The 17,959-nt window shown below is 54.9% G+C and carries 16 protein-coding genes and 1 pseudogene; 9 read left to right on the top strand and 8 right to left on the bottom strand.

Features of this window, described 5'->3' with window-relative positions; all coding sequences use genetic code 11:
- Positions 1-236: 236 nt before the first annotated feature.
- The 3 genes from CPH17_RS14175 to CPH17_RS14165 are packed head-to-tail and all read right to left on the bottom strand — an operon-like array spanning position 237 to position 3,342.
- Complete coding sequence (locus CPH17_RS14175) at positions 237-1,280, bottom strand: ABC transporter substrate-binding protein (protein WP_096299994.1); 1,044 nt, start codon at positions 1,278-1,280, stop codon at positions 237-239.
- Positions 1,280-2,677 carry a sensor histidine kinase gene (locus CPH17_RS14170; protein ID WP_096299992.1) on the bottom strand — a complete coding sequence of 466 codons (1,398 nt, stop codon included), beginning with the start codon at positions 2,675-2,677 and terminating at the stop codon, positions 1,280-1,282. The genes CPH17_RS14175 and CPH17_RS14170 overlap by 1 nt, the downstream gene beginning before the upstream one ends.
- Positions 2,674-3,342, bottom strand: a complete 669-nt coding sequence (locus CPH17_RS14165) for a response regulator (RefSeq protein WP_096299990.1) — start codon at positions 3,340-3,342, stop codon at positions 2,674-2,676. Before CPH17_RS14165 ends, CPH17_RS14170 begins: the two co-directional genes overlap by 4 nt.
- 138 nt (positions 3,343-3,480) lie before the next feature.
- Between CPH17_RS14165 and CPH17_RS14160 the strand changes: the two genes are divergently transcribed.
- From CPH17_RS14160 to CPH17_RS14145, 4 genes are all read left to right on the top strand, one after another.
- Complete coding sequence (locus CPH17_RS14160) at positions 3,481-4,473, top strand: Bug family tripartite tricarboxylate transporter substrate binding protein (RefSeq protein ID WP_096299988.1); 993 nt, start codon at positions 3,481-3,483, stop codon at positions 4,471-4,473.
- On the top strand, positions 4,470-4,919 hold the full coding sequence (locus tag CPH17_RS14155) for a tripartite tricarboxylate transporter TctB family protein (RefSeq protein WP_074394887.1): 450 nt from the start codon (positions 4,470-4,472) through the stop codon (positions 4,917-4,919). Before CPH17_RS14160 ends, CPH17_RS14155 begins: the two co-directional genes overlap by 4 nt.
- 12 nt (positions 4,920-4,931) lie before the next feature.
- Positions 4,932-6,425, top strand: a complete 1,494-nt coding sequence (locus CPH17_RS14150) for a tripartite tricarboxylate transporter permease (RefSeq protein ID WP_074394886.1) — start codon at positions 4,932-4,934, stop codon at positions 6,423-6,425.
- A 335-nt stretch (positions 6,426-6,760) separates the two neighbouring features.
- The gene (locus CPH17_RS14145) at positions 6,761-7,108 is read left to right on the top strand and encodes a hypothetical protein (protein WP_074394885.1); all 348 of its coding nucleotides are present in this window, start codon (positions 6,761-6,763) and stop codon (positions 7,106-7,108) included.
- Positions 7,109-7,215: 107 nt separating this feature from the next.
- On the opposite strand, the gene CPH17_RS14140 is transcribed toward CPH17_RS14145, so the two are convergent.
- Positions 7,216-8,187: an AraC family transcriptional regulator gene (locus tag CPH17_RS14140; protein WP_231898036.1), complete on the bottom strand. Its 972-nt coding sequence runs from the start codon at positions 8,185-8,187 to the stop codon at positions 7,216-7,218.
- Positions 8,188-8,492: 305 nt separating this feature from the next.
- Between CPH17_RS14140 and CPH17_RS14135 the strand changes: the two genes are divergently transcribed.
- Both CPH17_RS14135 and CPH17_RS14130 read left to right on the top strand, forming a co-directional pair.
- Positions 8,493-10,115 carry a BCCT family transporter gene (locus CPH17_RS14135; RefSeq protein WP_096299986.1) on the top strand — a complete coding sequence of 541 codons (1,623 nt, stop codon included), beginning with the start codon at positions 8,493-8,495 and terminating at the stop codon, positions 10,113-10,115.
- 226 nt (positions 10,116-10,341) lie between these two features.
- Complete coding sequence (locus tag CPH17_RS14130; RefSeq protein ID WP_096299984.1) at positions 10,342-10,818, top strand: LabA-like NYN domain-containing protein; 477 nt, start codon at positions 10,342-10,344, stop codon at positions 10,816-10,818.
- A 99-nt stretch (positions 10,819-10,917) separates the two neighbouring features.
- Here CPH17_RS14130 and CPH17_RS14125 read toward each other — a convergent pair whose 3' ends face one another.
- Positions 10,918-12,474 carry a Na+/H+ antiporter NhaC family protein gene (locus CPH17_RS14125; protein WP_096299982.1) on the bottom strand — a complete coding sequence of 519 codons (1,557 nt, stop codon included), beginning with the start codon at positions 12,472-12,474 and terminating at the stop codon, positions 10,918-10,920.
- 758 nt (positions 12,475-13,232) lie between these two features.
- Here CPH17_RS14125 and CPH17_RS14120 point away from each other — a divergent pair.
- From CPH17_RS14120 to CPH17_RS14110, 3 genes and pseudogenes are all read left to right on the top strand, one after another.
- Positions 13,233-13,979: a DUF2971 domain-containing protein gene (locus tag CPH17_RS14120; protein WP_096299980.1), complete on the top strand. Its 747-nt coding sequence runs from the start codon at positions 13,233-13,235 to the stop codon at positions 13,977-13,979.
- A 316-nt stretch (positions 13,980-14,295) separates the two neighbouring features.
- Positions 14,296-14,445 (top strand): annotated as a pseudogene (locus CPH17_RS20295) (transposase); the annotation flags it as partial.
- Positions 14,373-15,416, top strand: coding sequence for an IS3 family transposase (locus CPH17_RS14110; protein ID WP_074394834.1), 1,044 nt, complete (start codon positions 14,373-14,375; stop codon positions 15,414-15,416). The pseudogene CPH17_RS20295 and the gene CPH17_RS14110, both read left to right, overlap by 73 nt.
- Positions 15,417-15,704: 288 nt before the next feature.
- On the opposite strand, the gene tnpC is transcribed toward CPH17_RS14110, so the two are convergent.
- Genes tnpC through CPH17_RS14090 form a run of 3 tightly spaced genes read right to left on the bottom strand, consistent with a single transcriptional unit; the run spans position 15,705 to position 17,912 of the window.
- Entirely contained in the window at positions 15,705-17,303 is a 1,599-nt protein-coding gene (tnpC, locus tag CPH17_RS14100) for an IS66 family transposase (RefSeq protein WP_074394777.1), read from the bottom strand.
- Between the two features lie 43 nt (positions 17,304-17,346).
- Positions 17,347-17,703 (bottom strand): IS66 family insertion sequence element accessory protein TnpB, encoded by a 357-nt coding sequence (gene tnpB, locus CPH17_RS14095; RefSeq protein ID WP_074394776.1) that lies wholly within the window; start codon positions 17,701-17,703, stop codon positions 17,347-17,349.
- Entirely contained in the window at positions 17,700-17,912 is a 213-nt protein-coding gene (locus CPH17_RS14090) for a hypothetical protein (RefSeq protein ID WP_074394775.1), read from the bottom strand. The genes tnpB and CPH17_RS14090 overlap by 4 nt, the downstream gene beginning before the upstream one ends.
- Positions 17,913-17,959: the final 47 nt, after the last annotated feature.

The following is a 17,959-nucleotide window of genomic DNA, read 5'->3' as shown; positions in this document are numbered from 1 at the left end:
AAATATCGATAAGGAATTGCTGCTCAATTAGTTTTACCAAAAATTGCTTAACATTATATCTACCCATTAACGCCATATATTTTTTTAGTATAGTGATTCAGCCAGCGTGAACTATCTTATGCCGCTCTTGGCATACGCTCAACGGCCAAGAAGAACTTGTTGCCGTGGTGACCAAACCCGTGCTGACATGAGTCAATTTCGGTCATCATCGTTAAGGGTAAAATCTGGTGCAGCCATCACTCATCGTTACCGCTTTGATAGCGACTGAACTCTCGTTGCCACCGCGCCATAAACGCATCGCGACGTAGCGCATCAACAAAGGCAAGCACCGATGCGTTGAGTGTAATGGGATAGAGGCGGTCGCCAACTTGATCGCGTAAGCGTTGAGCGGTGTAGGGACCAACAACATCGGGCCGCACGCTGAAAAGCGGTGTTTGCGACGCCAGGACACGCTGGCCATCGCGGCTGAGTAGAAAGTTCATAAAGGTTTGCGCTGCCCGCGGATGCGGGGCATCACGATGGATAAACCCTGTCCGCATCATCACCAAGGCATAGTCCTGAGGCACCTGCACAATCACCTCGGGATGTTCCTGTGCCCACACCATGGCGTAGGAACCCAACAGGTTGTAACCCAGCCAGTAACGCCCTTCTGTAAGCCCTTCAAGCATCGCGCGAGTATTGGATTCGAGCTGGGCGTCAGCATCCCCCAATACCGTCACCAGGTCCCAAAACCTGTCTGTATAACGGGCATCCTGTTGGAACAGGGTGTAGCCAATCCCGCTCTCTGACGGAGAGTAAGTGGTTACCTTACCCTGTAACGTCTCACGCTGTTCGCTTAGCAGCGTGTGAAGATCCGCATGGGTTTGCGGTGGCAGGATGTGGCGCGTTAAATCAAGCCGGTAAGCCATGACGATCGGCTCAAAGGTGAAACCAAACAGCTCATTACGCCATTTTGCCCAGTCAGGCCATTCACTGGCCTGGGCAGAGTCCAGTGGTTGCGCATAACCCTGGTTCACCCGATTCATCTGCCAGGGCATGGCGGAACTGATCACTACGTCGGGAGGCGGGTCCGCTGTCTCTATCAAGTCATTGACTTGCAATGTCGAGCGGTCACGGTAGGTGAGTTCGATATCGGGGTGGGATTGTTCGAAAGCCTCCAACAGAGGCGCTACTACCTGCCGGTCCAAAGCGGCTTCTACCACCAGGGGCATCGCTTGCAAACGCTGAGAGGATGAAAAACAGACAACCAACAGGGCCGTCATCAGCCATAGGCGGTGCATCAGGTTTCCTCTCTTATGGCTAGAAAATGCAGCTCAAACCGAAGCCCATGAGGCTGTCTTTCTTTGACCCGCAGTTCGGCCGCATGGCGTTGCGCAATGGAATCAACAATGGCCAGACCGAGGCCTGACCCTTGCGTATCCTGACGCCCGCCGCGTTCGAAGGGTTGAAACATCCGATTGCGAACCTCGGGATCCACCCCAGGACCGTTATCCTCGATATAAAGCATGATGTGATTGTCGATGTTCTTTAGTCCCAGGGTAATGACGCTACCTGAAGGGGTATAGCGAACTGCGTTATCGATCAAGTTGCCCAGCAGCTCACGGAGCGCCCACGCTTGCGCCCGAACCATGACAGGCCCGGCAGGCAGCTCGTCCAGCCCCAGATCATGGTTCATCGCCACTTCACGTTGCGCCCATTCAAGCACGGTGTCATGTAGCGTGGTTTTCAGGTCGAGCGGCATGAGCTCGTCAGCCTCTTCAATATGGCGCAGGCGCGCAAGGCTCAACAGCTGGCTGGCAAGGCGACTGGTGCGCTTTGCACCGTCGTGGACGTCCGACAGAGCTCGATACCACTCACCAGGCTCACGGCTGTGCAAGGCCAGCTCGCTGGTACTCTGCAAGCCCGCTAGTGGGGTCTTGAGCTGATGGCTGGCGTCAGCCGTGAAACGTAGCAGGTTGTCGCGGCTTTCGCGCTGGCGGGTAAACAGGGTATCGAGCGTTTCGACCATTTCACGTAATTCTTCCGGAACGTCGGCATTGAGGGGCCGTATGTCATCGGCCTTGCGGCGCCGCAATTGATGACGCAGCTTGCGCATCGGTTTCAATGCCACTCGCATCGCCAACAGCATCAGGATGCCTGCCAGCAGCACCATGGCGATAAAACGAATGACCGCTCGATCGAACAGCTCTTTTGCCAGTGCCTGGCGCCCACTGACCGTATGCCCCACCCAGATCTGCACCGGATCTTGAATGTCCCATCCCGCCGAGTCGTATTCTCTACCATGCAACCTCCAGCGCGTCCCTGCCTGCGTCAGATCGAGCCAGGTTGGCTCGATGGCCGCCCTGTCTCGCCCTGCCTTGGGTATAGGGATATCGAGGTTGGCCGAGATTCGTCGTCCGTTATGGTCGAGCACGGCGTAGAAGACCCGCTCCTGATGAGAGGTGGCCAGAATTTGCAGGGCGGCGGGAGGAATCCTTACAACAGGGTCGCTACCTTCCCATTGAACCGACTCGGCGGTGGTCAGTGCCGCCGCTTCAAGCTGACTATCGTAAGCACGCTCAGCCGCGCGCTGGGTTGAATAATAAGCCTCTATCAACAGTAGCGTACCAAGGCCCGAGACCATGACCATTAGCAAGATAGCCAGACGCGCTTTTAGCGTGCCTTTAACGTGAATCACCTTTGCGTATCCTCAAGGCGATAGCCCAGGCCACGAAATGTTCGGATACGCAGGCAGCTCCCTTGAAGTCGCTTGCGTAGGCGGCTCACGTAAACTTCCAGTGCGTTGGGGCCAACGTCACCGTAGCTAAACACTCGCCCTTCCAGCATCTCGCGTGGAGCAATATTGCCCGCGTGTAACAGCAGCCCTTCAAGCAAGCGCAACTCACGGCGGGGTAGTTCAAGTATTGTGCCATCGAGTGTCGCGGCGCCGGCAGTTGTATCCAGGCACAAAGGTCCATATTTCAATCGGTTATCACTACGCTGCTGGCTGCGTCGCAGCAAGGCACGCACTCGGGCTTCAAGCTCTGCAACCGAGAACGGTTTGGCAAGGTAGTCGTCCGCGCCCAGGTCAAGACCACGGACTCGGTCATCGATGCCGTCCCGGGCCGTGAGAATCAGCACAGGTGTTCTGTCGTTGCGATCACGTAACTCACCCAGTAATTCAAGGCCGTCGCCATCGGGCAAGCCCAGATCAAGCAAAATAAGATCGAAAGTGTCATTCCGCAACGCCGCACGCGCCTCGCTGGCAAGCGAGAAGATATCAACCGTATTACTCAGCCGAGCAAGCGCATTGTCCAAAGAGCGGGCGATCATCGGATCGTCTTCAACAATGATTAGGCGCATATGACTAAAGTCTCAGAGCGGTATTAGTGAGATGACAGGTTGGTGAAAGGTTAACTACCTAACATGGCGACGGTCATCTGGCATGACCGGGCTTGGGTCTTTCCCGCCCCGACTAAAACAAGAGAACAGGAGATCGCCATGAAGATCAACCCAATCCTTCGCCGCACCTCTGGCCTTGCAGTGATCGGAAGTGCTTTGTTTTTCGGCCACGCCTACGCGCAGTCGATCCCAGAGTCCACCGAGTGCATCGCACCTGCTAAACCCGGTGGTGGCTACGATTTGACGTGCCGACTGGCGGCCAATGGCCTTCAGGATACTGGCCTGATAAGCAAACCGATGATGGTCAGCTATATGCCAGGCGGCATCGGTGCGGTGGCCTATAACCACGTCAACGGAGTACGCACCGATGATCCTAGCCTGATCGTTGCCGCCAGCACTGGTGCCGCTGTGAACCTGGCACTGGGCAAGTTTGGTGAGTATGACGCTGACGAAGTGCGCTGGCTGGGCGCGATCGGCGTCGACTATGGCGCTATTGTCGTCAGTGCTGATGCTCCCTGGGAAAACCTTGACGAGCTGATGACCGATCTACAAGAAAATCCCAACGAGATTGCCTTCGGCGCAGGCGGAACGGTCGGCAGCCAAGACTGGATGAAAGCGGCGTTGATCGCCAAGTCCGGAGATATGTCACCGAAGGATCTTCGTTATGTGGCCTTCGAGGGTGGCGGTGAGGCTCTGGCGGCATTGCTGGGCGACCATATCCAGGTGTTCACCGGCGACCTCTCGGAGCTTAAGTCACAGCTTGAGAGCGGCAAGATCCGCGTGTTGGCGTCGCTTTCCGAAGAGCGGATGGGCGGTCCCTACGCCGAGATCCCCACGGCGGCCGAGCAAGGCTATGACGTGGAATGGCCGATCTGGCGTGGCTATTACATGGGCCCAGACGTCAGCGATGAAGCCTATGAGGCCTGGATCGAGCGCATGCAGGCGATGGCAGAAGATCCTGTCTTTGCCGAGCTGCGTGAGGCGCGCGGCCTGTTCCCGATGTCACGCTTCGGCGAAGATTTTGACAGCTACGTCCAGGAGCAGGTTGCCGAGTTTAAAGGATTGGCTGAAGAAGTGGGGCTAACGCAATGAGAATCGCCGCCGACCGCGTAATGGGCATAGCCCTGATCGGTCTGGCGGCGTTTATCGCCGTCCAGGCCGCCCAAATGGAAATGCCCTTCAGCTCCGAACCCGTGGGCCCCAAGGCCTTTCCGCTGGGGCTGTCGATTTTGCTGATACTACTATCATTGGTGCTGATTTTCAGACCCGGCGATAACGGCAGTTGGCCGCACAAGGCACTGGCGCTCAGGTTGATACTGGTGCTGGTCTTGCTGTTGGCCTACGCCGTCTTGTTCACACAACTGGGGTTTATCGCCTCATCGCTGTTGGTGATAACAGCCCTGGCGCGACTGTTCGATGCGACCTGGGGCAAAGCCCTGATCACCGGCATTGTCATGTCGATTGTCGGCTATTTTCTGTTCACCGCCGCCCTTGGCATCAGTCTGCCTTCTGGCTACTTGTTCGCCAGCTTCATCTAAAGGATCGCTGAGATGTTCGATTTCCTGATCGACGGCTTCGGGGTTGCTCTAACCCCTCTCAACCTGGGCCTGGCCTTTCTTGGCGCCCTGCTGGGCACCCTGTTTGGCGCCTTGCCAGGCATTGGCCCGATCAACGGCATCGCCATTCTAATGCCGCTGGCCTACACCCTTGGCTTGCCAGCTGAGTCATCGCTGATCCTGCTGGCCGCCGTCTATACCGGCGCTGAATACGGCGGGCGCATGTCGAGCATCCTGCTCAATGTGCCCGGTGATGCCGGCGCTGTCATGACCACCCTGGATGGCTACCCACTGGCACAGCAAGGGCTCGCAGGCCCCGCTCTAGGCCTTTCGGCCGTCAGTTCATTCATTGGCGCTACCATTGCCATTATTGGCCTGACACTCTTTGCGCCGCTACTGGCAGAAGTCGCAGTGATGTTCGGCCCGGCAGAATTTTTTGCGCTCATGATCTTCGCTTTCTCCTCCATGTCAGTGATGATGGGCAAAGATCCCATCAAGACCGCCATTGGCGCGGTGCTTGGCGTGATCATTGGCACCGTAGGGGTTGACTCCGGTAGCGGCGTGTTGCGCTACACCTTCGGTTTGCCAGAGCTCTACGATGGCATCGACTTTGTGGTGATGATCATCGGACTGTTTGCCATCAGCGAAATTCTGCTGATGCTTGAACATGCCCACCGCTCGGAGGACGACGGCAAGCTCCCGCCTCTGGGTCGCGTGTTTGTCACCCTCAAAGAGGTGTTGGCGTGTAAAGGCGCTATCGGTCGCTCGGGGTTGCTCGGCTTTATCATTGGCGTTCTACCTGGAACCGGTGCGTCGGTGGCTGGTGCCGTCTCCTACACCACCGAGAAGCGCCTTTCCGACAAGGACAACACCTTTGGCAAGGGCGACATGCGCGGATTGGCAGCACCAGAGTCGGCCAATAACGCCGCTGCAGTCGGCTCCTTCGTGCCTATGCTGACGCTTGGCATACCGGGCTCTGGCACCACGGCCGTATTGCTTGGGGCGCTGATGCTTTACAACATCACTCCCGGGCCAATGATGTTTACCGAGCAGCCTGAAGTGGCGGGCGGCCTGATCGCCTCACTTTACATTGGCAACGTAGTGTTACTGATCCTCAATCTGCCACTGGCTGGCGTATTTGCTCGCGTGCTGACCATTCCGCGCTGGGTACTGGTACCCGCCATTGCTATTCTGGCGTTCGTTGGCGTCTATCAGTTGCACTCCGATCTTTTTGCTATCTACCTGATGCTTGTCATCGGTGTGTTTGGTTATCTCCTGCGCAAGATGGGATTCTCTCTGGCGCCAGTGATTCTCGGCTACGTGCTGGGGGGCTTGATGGAGCAGAACCTCCGCCGTGCTCTGTCCATTAGCGGTGGCGAAGTCGGGATTCTATGGCAGTCAGGCATTTCACTGGGGCTGTGGGTTGCCGCTGCCTTATTGCTAGTACTGCCCTGGTTAGTACCAAAACTACTCGCGGCCAGACGCTAACACCAACAACGAGAAGCGCTGGGTTTCAGTAAGGGGTGGCTTTACAGCCATAGACCAGCGCTATCACAATCATCTGCATACGCTATAAAATGCAGTGGTATATCTTGAATAACTGCATTGATAGATGAAATTTACAGAATTAGGCAATCTTCAGCGAGAAATACGCCTATTGTTAGCAGTCTAACATCACTATCATTTCTCTCATGGTCGTAACGGCCAATATGCCGCCAACCGGGTATCTATCGTGCCCTGTTCCACTGGATCGATGCGAACAGGCATGCAGCCAACACCCCTGGATTTTGCGGCTATATCATTCAACGAGAGGAAATCATTCCATGAAATACGCCACTATCATTATGCAGACCCTCACCGCTGGCGCCCTGGTTCTGGGCATGGCCGCTCAAGCCACAGCCGCAGAGCCAACCCAGGCACGCTTCGACACTGGCAGCCCGGCCCAAGTCGGCACACGGGAAGGCATCAACCAACTGGCAGATGATGGCCAAGCCTTCGACAACCAAGGCACTCACTACCGCACTACCTTCGACGTCGGCAGCCCTTTAGTCGGCGGCACACAGGAAGGAATGTTCAGTGAGCGTGTTGAAGTCGAGGACAATCAGGCCATGTCACAACAGGTATCGCATACCGAGCATGCTGAGAACCTGACGCGTGGTACACGCGGCTAAAGCGCCGACGCGCATCCAGAGCGGCGCAGACATCACGGGCCACCCAAGCGGGTGGCCCGTTTTCATGCCTTGGCAACATAGCGATACATCACTACTGAAAAGGCAACCTAAGCGGGCACGCTTATGCGGGTTTCACCACGTAACTTGGCAATATCACTCCGCGGCGGTGCGCCAAACATGCGGCTGTATTCGCGGCTAAATTGCGATGGGCTTTCGTAACCGACACGATAGCTGGCCGTGGAGGCTTCTAGCCCCTCTCTAAGCATCAATAAGCGCGCTTCGTGCAGCCGCAGCTTCTTCTGAAATTGTAACGGCGACATGCAGGTGGCCTGCTTGAAGCTGTGATAGAGCGCAGATTCACTCATATTCACATCGTCCGCCAGTTGCCGCACCCGCAGCGGCTCAGCAAAACGGTCCTTGAGTACCGAAATCACCTGGAAAATGCGGTTTGACTGGCTGTCGGCGGAGGCGAACTCGCGCATGCGTGGGCCCATCTCCCCCACCAAGGCGCGGTAAATGATCTCACGGCGAATCAAAGGCGCCAGCACGGGAACATCCGTGGGCGAGTCGAGTAGCCGAACCAGCCGGGTCATGGCATCCAGAATCCCCAGGTCGACCTGGGCAACACACATACCACAGCCTGAATAAGGGGCATCAGTGGGTTCGCTGGCATGGGGGGAATCGCCCAACTGCAGCACCAATTCGGCGACTTCGGCGGGGTCGATATTGATCTTAATGGCTAGAAACGGATTCTCAGGCGAAGCGTCTACCACAAACCTGTTAACCGGCAGGTCGACGCTGGAAACCATATAGCTGAGCGCATCGTAGACGATTTCCCGATCCCCCAGTTGCACCACCTCACGCCCCTGGGCGATGACGCAGAGAGACGGCTCGTAGACTGCAGACATACAGCTGGTAGGCGCGTCTACGCGAAACAGGCTTAATCCCGGAATATCCGTTTCATTCAGACCCTCATTGCTCATTCTGGCCGAGACCAGATCGGCGAGTTGCTGGCACATAGGCTCGGCAATTGACTGCGCTGGACCGGCTAGAGAGTGGGGATAGGCGACGTTATTCATGACTGACCTCCATATGCGTGGAGACAGTATACCAAGACCAGCAAAATATTAGCCTGCGAACAAAAAATTCACAGGATCAGGCAAAAAAGGCGACATAATAACGCAAACCCATGCCACTGGCGGTTCAGGGGGTAACTCCGCCGTGACCAGAGCGCGAGGAATACCTCAGAGTGACAACCAAAAATTAGTTGAGCTCTACACTATTACCGTTGAGAAAACCGGCGGTGACGTTTGCTAGTCACTTGGCGTGATCGTCGAATACCCCCTATGGTGACGGAAAGACAAAGACTTGGGGAGAAGTGGTAATGGATGCACTTGCGAGAAAACTGGGCCTAAAGACGGACCCCATCATTTTTTTCACGTCTGCAGGGATCATGATCCTTTTTCTAGTGGTGCTTTTGATTGCGCCAGAGCCAATAGGCGCAGCCTTTGGCGCGGGGCGGGAATGGATCGTTACCAACCTTGGCTGGTTCTTTATTTTAGGGGTGACAAGCTGGGTGGCCTTCCTGCTGTGGGTGGCAATCAGCCGTTTCGGAGCAATCCGCCTGGGTGGCAATGATGCGAAGCCTGCTTATGGCAACATTTCCTGGTTCACCATGCTGTTCGCTGGCGGCATCGGCACGGTGTTGATGTTCTGGGGCGTAGCCGAGCCTATTTCACACTTTGCCACCCCACCTAGGGCCGGCGTCGACCCTTTCTCTGTGGAAGCTGCCGACGATGCCATGAGTTTTTCGATCTATCACCTGGGGCTACATACCTGGGCGATTTTCGCCATGCCGGGGCTAGCTTTTGCGTACTTTATTTATCGATATAAACTGCCAATGCGATTCAGCTCGGTATTCTACCCGCTGATAGGCGATCGTATATACGGCCCCCTGGGTAAATCCCTCGATATCTTTGCCATTCTCGGCACCCTGTTTGGCGTGGGAGTTTCCGTCGGCCTGGGCACCCAACAGATCAATGCGGGGTTAACGGAATTGTTTGGTGTTCCGGATGCCGTGATTACCAAGGTGATCATTATCACCGTCCTGACGGCCGTCGCTGTCGGGTCGATCGTGGCGGGGTTGGACTCAGGCGTAAAACGACTTTCCAACATCAATATCGCGATGGCCGTCGGCTTGATGATATTTGTGCTTTTTACCGGGTCGACCGTTTTCCTTTTTCGGGCCGTCGTCGAAACCTTTGGCCTATATATAACAAATCTGCTGCCAATGGCTTTCTGGAATGACACGCTGGCCAGCTATTCCAGCGAAGGCGGCACCTGGGGGTGGCAGGGTAGCTGGACAGTGTTCTATTGGGCCTGGACGGTCACCTGGTCGCCATTTATCGGGATTTTCGTGGCGCGGATTTCCCGGGGGCGGACTATCCGTGAATTCGTCTTTGGTGTGCTGTTCGCTCCCTCCATCTTTACGCTGGTCTGGTTTGCGATCTTTGGCTGGTCTGCCATGGAGATTGACGGTATCGGGTCAGAGGCCCGCGAAGCAATGGGGAGTCAGGCGGGCATATTGTCCGATGCCGTCGGCGAAAGCATACCCCTGGCTATGTTCACATTTTTTGAGAGCTTCCCGGGAGCTACACTGGTTCAGGGGTTGGCGGTCGTTATTGTCGCTATCTTTTTTGCCACGTCATCGGACTCCGCGTCCCTGGTAGTCGATATGCTATGCACCGGCAGTGAGGATCCAGGCCCCTGGCATCAGCGGGTGTTCTGGGGCGTCTCTGAAGGCATGCTGGCGGCCATGCTCATTGTGCTTGCCGGTGATGCCGGGCTTACTGCCTTGCAGGAGGTGATCACCGTTGTCGGCCTGCCGATGTTTATTCTGGTGTTTATCATGATGTTCGCCTTGTACCGCGGCCTGTCCCATGAGGAATTCAGCGAAGTCAAAGTGGGTAGCCCACCCAAGCCAGAGGAGTTGACACAGGATAGTTAGGCGAGCGGCAAGCAAACGCAAAACAGGCCTGCGACTTCTCGCAGGCCTGTTTTGTGTAATGCCCTGCAGCCGCCTCCACATCGAGAGAGCCGAGGTCTGATGGGCCTGAGGATCATGACGCTTGCGAGCTCTATCCGGCGCAAAGCGTGGCACGGTGGCGTATCATGTCAACCACCGGTGGCGTGTTTGCTAGCCCCCACAACTAAAAGAATAAAGGTAATATTTCATGGTAAAAGTTGCGATATTTATTGATGTTCAAAATGTTTATTACACAGTGCGAGAAGCATACGGTAGAAACTTTGACTACAATAAGTTTTGGGCCAAAGTCACCGCTAACCGAGACGTTATAAAAGCTTTTTGTTACGCAATAGACAAAGGCGATAAAAAGCAACGCGAGTTTCAAACCATACTTCGTGCCATTGGTTTTGACGTAAAGCTAAAGCCTTTTATTCAACGCTCGGATGGCTCTGCAAAAGGTGATTGGGATGTTGGCATCGCTATTGATGCAATGGAATATGCTGAACAGGCAGATGTTATCGTACTGGTCTCAGGCGATGGAGACTTTGACTTATTAGCAAACAAGATTCGTGTTAAATATGGAAAAAAAGTTGAAGTTTATGGCGTTCCTAAATTTACAGCAACGTCGCTCATGAATGAGGCCAGCGAGTTTTTCGCTATCGAGAAAGAGCTTCTGTTGGACTAGAAGGCAGAGTTCAGCACTTCTACCGGCTGCAAGAGTCAAATATCCGCTCCCCAAAACAATTGCCAGCGCCACCATGATGGCGCTGGCTTTTATGCAGGGTTATCGACTAGCCGACTCAACCTCCGCATACGCTTTCGTGCCCCATGCCCATCGCAGCACGCACACCACCACCAATAGCGAAACCACCCCGCTAAGGCCGCCGATCCAGGCTGATTCTGTCAAACCGGCGACGAAGAAAGCCATAATACCCGCTGCTCCCGCACTTAGCGCATAGGGTAACTGGGTCCGCACATGATCGATGTGATCACAAGAAGAACCCGCCGATGAGAGAATAGTAGTGTCCGAAATTGGCGAGCAATGATCGCCGAAGATGCCGCCACTAAGCACTGCGGCGATGGCCAACGATAGTGACATATCCATTGCAACAGCCACTGGCATGGCGATAGGGATCATGATCGCGAAGGTGCCATAAGAGGTCCCGGTGGTAAACGCGACGAGCGAGCCAATCAAGAAAAGCAGTACCGGAATCATGCTCGGCGCAATGCTGGCCTCGGCCAACGTGACGAGATAATCCGCGGTGCCCAACTCCGAGGTCACGCTACCGATTGACCAAGCCAGGGTGAGGATGATGTAAACCAGCGTCATGCTTTTGATCCCGGTGACCACCAGGTCCATCGATTCGCGAAAATCGAATAATCGCTGTTGTAGGCCCATGCCCAGCGCTACGCTCACTGCCAAGAAGGTCGCGATCAGGATTGATTGGCCACCATTGGCCTCCCCCATCGCCGTGACCACATCATTCTCGGGAAAATTACCGGTCCACATGAACAGCGGCGGAATCATCCCTATTAGCACCACGATCGGCACAATCATGTTGCGTTTGCGCGAGCGCTCCTCAGACACCACCTGCATTTCGGTCGCTTCACGATCGGAGGGCGGCTGAGCACTATCTGCCATCAGCTTACCACTGGTCCGGGCACGCTCTTCGGCACGCGCCATGGGGCCGAAGTCCCATTGGGTGACGACAATCACGAGAATCAAAAGCAGCGCCAGCCAGGCATAAAAATTGAGTGGAATCGACGAAAGGTAAATCAGGTATTCAGAACCCGTTATATCCATTTCGCCAAGTTGAGTGCCAATCAGCCCCATCACGAAGACGACCCACGTGGAGACGGGCCCCAAAAGGCACATCGGTGCCGAGGTCGAATCGACAATGTAGGCGAGTTTCTCGCGTGAGACACGCATGCGATCGGTGATCGGACGCATGACACTCCCTACCGTTAGGGCATTGAAGTAGTCCTCGAAGAAAATCAGCACCCCGAACCCCATGGTAGCCCCTTGAGCACCACGCGGTGAGGCCACTTTGGCGCTAATCGCCCGGGCGATGGCGTGAGCACCACCGGTTCGCTGTAGTACGGTGATCAATATCCCAAATAAACCGCAGTATATGAGGACGGTGGCACTCCACTCATCGCCCACACTCGGAATGATGAACTCCGCAAAGCTATCGTAGAGCCCAGCCGCCGGGTTGCCACCGCTGAGCATCGTCGCCCCCAGCCATACCCCGCAAAATAACGCAGGAATCACGTTGCGGGTTACGAGTGCGAGCACAATCGCCAGCAACGGAGGAAACAGGGAAAACAGACCAAAGGACATAAATCGTCTCCATCATTGAATTGTTATCGGTCTTACCAGGAACATAAAGGCACACCTAACCATGAATGGGCGGCTCTCATTCCGCGTTCAACCGCCGTGGCCACGCCAGCCAGTGTGTTATGGCGAACCCGGCCATAGCCAACTGAAGCCCTACCGGTAAGCCAATGCCCCCAGAACAACGAGCAGCCCCCAGTACACCCCTTAAGATAATTAAGGAACACGGCTCGGCGTATAATACGGTCGTTTGTGTCAGTGTAAACCGGCTATCACATCTTTGCGTGGAAACAGACAAGGGCGTGGTCGGCAGAGCCGATGCAGCGACGCAGATCTCCTTAGGGCGTTCTTGCGCATGGCGTCATAAGCGCAGGGTGGAGGAGGCGTTGAGGCTAGTCGACAAGACAGCAGTGATTTTCATCACTACCCTTTCGACAACGGTTGCGAAACGAAGCTTAAAGAAAGAGACTGCTTTACAGGATGCGGCAACTGTTAGGCTCGCGAGAATGGACCTATTACTAGGCGCGCTAATTGAGTAACCCTAGCCCAGCCTGTGCTGGTGACATGGTTGAAGCAGAGCAGACGTATCGGGAAGGGCTGCAGGCGCACGAATTTTGGATATACAGCCTAATGAAAATTAATAACCAAAAAGATCATAGGCTTGGGATGACTTAGCTGGCTGTTTTTTGTCGGACAAAAGTGCCAGCACCTTCATCCAATCATAGAACGCGCGGTTTAATACCTGTTAGGCCCATGGGATCCTCATGTTAAAAACGAATAACTACATTAATATTGATCTGAATGTAAAGGATCAATACATCTATAGAATTATTTCGATTGAACGCTTGATTGAGCTTTTTTCAAATAAGAAAAATGTATTAGTCAGCCCGAGGAAATGGGAAGACCCATTTGAGAACTTCATCCTAAAGTCTAAAGCCAGGCTATCTGATGGGGAAATTGCCGATTTTGGGTTTAGGGACGATTTTTATGGTCAATGCTGGACTCGCCATAAGGCATCTGATGCTATGTGGAGAATCTACTCTCCAGAATCAAGCGGGGTAAGAATCAGAACAACCATTCCAAAGCTAGCAAATAGTTTGGCCGTCGGGCTACAGCCTTGGCAGAACGTTCAGTGCTTTATCGGTAAAGTGAAATATCTAAATAACAAAAGAATGATGGATTTTGCGAATACTGTTTTCAAAGGAAAAATCAACCCTGAGGCATATGAGCTAGCAAAAACGCTTCTGATAAAACGGCCGGCATTTAAACACGAGAATGAAGTGCGTCTTTTATATTTTGAGAAAGAAAACGGAAAGTCTGGGAGCATCTATGAATACGACATTGATCCACACTCTTTGATTGATCAGATAATGATCGACCCGCGGCTTGACTGCTCGGAATTTAGAAAAGTGAAAGCTGACATACAGTCCAAGACTAATTTCAAAGGCAGAATACTAAGATCGTTGTTGTATGCACCACCAGAGAATATGGTTTTTCCTTTTGGACTGTAACTGGCCTAACCAAGCAATTAAGTACGCTCCCTGTGGTCGCCGGACGCTCGTTCCGCGCGCCGCTTATTGCGGGCGTTGTGTGTCCCTTACAGTTTGTTAACTCCACCTGATAAATAGTTTGCCAGATGGAATGCTATTGGCTATAGTTCTCCACATGGAAAACTATACAGCATCTCTTGATGAGGCATTTCACGCTTTGTCTGATCCGACAAGGCGCTCAGTTATCCAGCGACTTATCAGTGGCCCGGCCGACATCACCCCCTGATTGAGTAGCGCTACACTTTAGAGTCCGATCCTATGGGTAAGGAGATTGGACATGAAGAAGCGTTTCAGCGAAGAACAGATCATTGGTTTCCTGGGCGAAGCCGAAGCGGGGCTGCCCATCAAAGAGCTATGCCGTCGGCACGGTTTCTCAGAAGCCAGTTACTATCTATGGCGGAGCAAGTTTGGCGGCATGAGCGTCCCCGATGCCAAGCGACTCAAAGAACTCGAAGCCGAAAATGGACGCTTGAAAAAGCTGCTCGCAGAGTCGCTACTGGAAATGGAGGTCACTCGCGAGGCGCTGAGAAAAAAGTGGTGAGCGCCCCGGCACGCCGAGACGTGGTGCGCTTTATGGTGTCACGTGGCCTGAGTGAGCGCAGAGCGCTCCGTGTCATTCGTATGAGTGCCAGTGCATTGCGCTACCAGCCGGCCCCTGACCGCAATGAGACATTGCGTGAACGCATTGTTGCCTTGGCACACCGGCATCGCCGCTATGGCGCTGGCATGATCTACCTGAAGCTGCGTCAGGCCGGAGAACCGGTCAATCACAAGCGTGTTGAGCGTCTGTATGCGGAAGCTCGCTTGCAGGTGAAGCGTCGCAAGCGCAAGAAGGTTCCCATGTCTGAGCGAAAGCCACTTGGTCGCCCTGGGGCTGCCAATCAGGTCTGGTCAATGGATTTTGTGTTTGACCGGACGGCAGACGGACGAGTGATAAAGAGCCTCACGGTTGTCGATGACGCCACCCATGAAGCCGTGGCGATCGTGCCTGAACGTGCCATTAGCGGACTGTTTTTAACACGTATTCTGGATCACCTGGCCCTACAACGTGGCCTACCGAGCGCCATTCGTACGGATAATGGAAAGGAGTTCTGTGGGCGCGCCATGCTGTCATGGGCGCATCTACGTGGCGTTGCCCTGTTTTTAATCGAACCTGGAAAACCCAACCAAAACGCCTACATCGAATCGTTCAATGGGCGCTTTCGAGATGAATGCCTAAATGAGCATTGGTTCACCAGCCTTCAACACGCCCAGGCTGTCATCGAGGCATGGCGGCGGGAGTACAACGAAGAAAGACCGAAGAAGAGTCTTGGAGGGCTGACACCGTCAGCCTATGCCGAGCAACTGGTGGTAAAACACGATAAAGTTATTTCTGACTCTAAACCCGGGTGCTACTGAAGATGGGGTGACGTCGCGGCTACTGTAAAAGAGCTGTCTGAACCATTTTCTATGGGCCTCCCCTCTTTCATGAAGCACATCAAGGTGCTTGAAAAGAGCGGGCTCATCAGCTCTGAGAAGGCGGGGCGTACTCGTACATGCCATATTGAGCCTATCCAGCTAACGGCTGCTGAAAAGTGGCTGTCGGAACAGAGAATACTCTGGGAGGGGCGGACAGACCGGCTCGCGGAGTATGCTGAGTCACTTGCATCGTAAGCGCGCCATAAACCCCATCTATGCAAGCTTCGCTTAGACCGGTAAGGTCTCTTTCCACTGCCAGGGCAGCAGCGTCGTCAGTTCATCATCGTTGAGGGTGGGCAGTGTCTTGAAGACGTGTTGTAAGTAGTCGTAGGGCGAGAGGCCATTGGCTTTCGCGGTTTCGATCAGGCTGTAGATCGCCGCACTGGCGTGAGCGCCGCTCTGCGTATGGCTGAACAGCCAGTTTTTGCGGCCGACGACGAACGGGCGGATGGCATTTTCGGCCGGGTTGTTGTCCAGCGGGATCAGGCCATCATCGAGGAACCGGGTCAGGCGCGGCCACTGATGATCCAGGTAGTGCAGGGCTTTTCCCAGCGCACTTTTAGGCAGCACCTGCGCCAGTGACTTGTCGAGCCAGGTGCGCAGTTGAGCGATTAAGGGTTGGCTCTTCTGCTCACGCAGCCTGTGGCGTGCTTCGGGCTCAAGTGCTTTGGCCTGTTTTTCCACGCCGTACAGCTTACGGATCTGGTTCAGCGCCCAGTCCGCTTTGCCGGTTTTGCCTTTGGGCTGCACTTTTTGCGCCTCGACGAACTTGCGCCGTGCATGTGCCCAACAGCCCGCCTGGGTGATCCCATTGCGACGCACCACCTCGGCGTAGCCTTCGTAGCCATCGGTGACCAAGCGACCTGCATAGTCACCCAACAGGCGCACAGGCACTCGCCCGGCACGGCTGGCGTCATAATCGAACAAGACCACCTGTTGGCCTGGCGGCCCCCCGCGCTGCACCCACATGTAAGAGGTGGCACTGGCTTTGCGATCCGCTTCTTGGTTCACCTGGAGCGTCGTTTCATCCATATGGATCAGCAGGGAACGGAGCAGGTGTCGGCGTAGCGTCTCGATCAGCGGGGCGATGCGTTCACCGGCCTGCACCATCCACCGGGCCAGCGTATTGCGGGGGATCTCCGCCCCATGGCGGGCAAAAATCTGGCTTTGCCGATACAGCGGCAAGGCGTCTTGGTACTTGGCGGTGGCGACATAGGCCAGCAGCGTGGCGCTGGCATTGCTTTTCGGCAGTAACTTAGCGGGCGCCGGGGCAGTCTTGACGCCGTCTTCGCAGGTTCGGCACGCATACTTACGTCGCACATGACGGATCACCTCCACCCAGGCGGGCACGACGTGCAGTTCCTCGCTCACTTCTTCGCCGATGACCGTGAGCGCGGTGCCATCATCCTGACAGTGACGTGCCTCTTCAGGGAGATCATGCACCACCTCAACCCGTGGAAGCTCGGGCGGCAACGCTACCCGGCCACCCCGAGAGCGGCGTTTCTTCGCCGGCGCCGTGGGCTCGGCCACGGTGTCATTAACCGCCTCGTTGTCCGCTGCGTCGGTGTCGCCGTCTTCCTCGTCAACCGCCACTTCGGCTTCGTTGATCAGCAGGTCCTTTTGATCCACCTGATACTTCTCGGTGGAAGGACCGAACTGACGCTCCAGGGCCAGCCGGAACTGTTCAAACAGCGATTGTTTGGTGGCTTCCCACTGGGCTTCTTTTTTCTCCATCAACGCCAATAGCCGCGCATTTTCAGCGTCAGCAGCGGCCAGCTTGCGCTCAAGCTGGGAGATCGTTGGCGAGGAAGAATCGGCGTTTTGCATACTACCGAGTATACCAAAAACACCGCTGAGACAGGAGAAAAAACTAACCAACCTGCTGAAAATACAACGCTTTATGAGGTTGCATGGCCTTAAGGTTAACGCCATCCAGCAGCCAGTTCAGTTCCTGACCGGTCAGCGTCACCGTGTCGCCTTCCAGATGCGTTGGCCATTTAAATCGCTCGCGCTCCAGGCGCTTGTACCACACCACAAAGCCGTTACGTTCCCAGAATAGCAGCTTCACCTTATCGCGTTGGCGGTTGCCGAACACAAACAGCGCCTGATCGAACGGGTTCAAGTCCATGGCCTCCTGGACCAGCAAGGCCAACCCATCGATTTGCTTGCGCATATCCACGGGTTCGCGGCATAAATAAACCGTCAGGTCGGTACCAGGGCGGATCATGTCACCACCTCCACCGACAAAAACCGCGCGGGACGGCAGCGTGGTGGCACCGGCAAGCCTTGCACGCTTAACCGCTTCTCCCATGTCAGCAGGTCGGTGAGGGGTAACGCTTGTGAGTCGGCGTAATCACTTAACGGCATATTCAGCGCTGAGGCATGATAGAGATGGCCCAACCAAAAGGCCTGAGTGGGGTTGAGTTCACAGGTCATGACGATCTCCAAAACCAAAGAGATCACCAGTGTGATCAGCCCTCACG

It is taken from the genome of Halomonas sp. hl-4, assembly GCF_900215475.1.
Taxonomy (GTDB): domain Bacteria; phylum Pseudomonadota; class Gammaproteobacteria; order Pseudomonadales; family Halomonadaceae; genus Vreelandella.
This window is presented reverse-complemented; position numbering and strand designations above follow the sequence as displayed.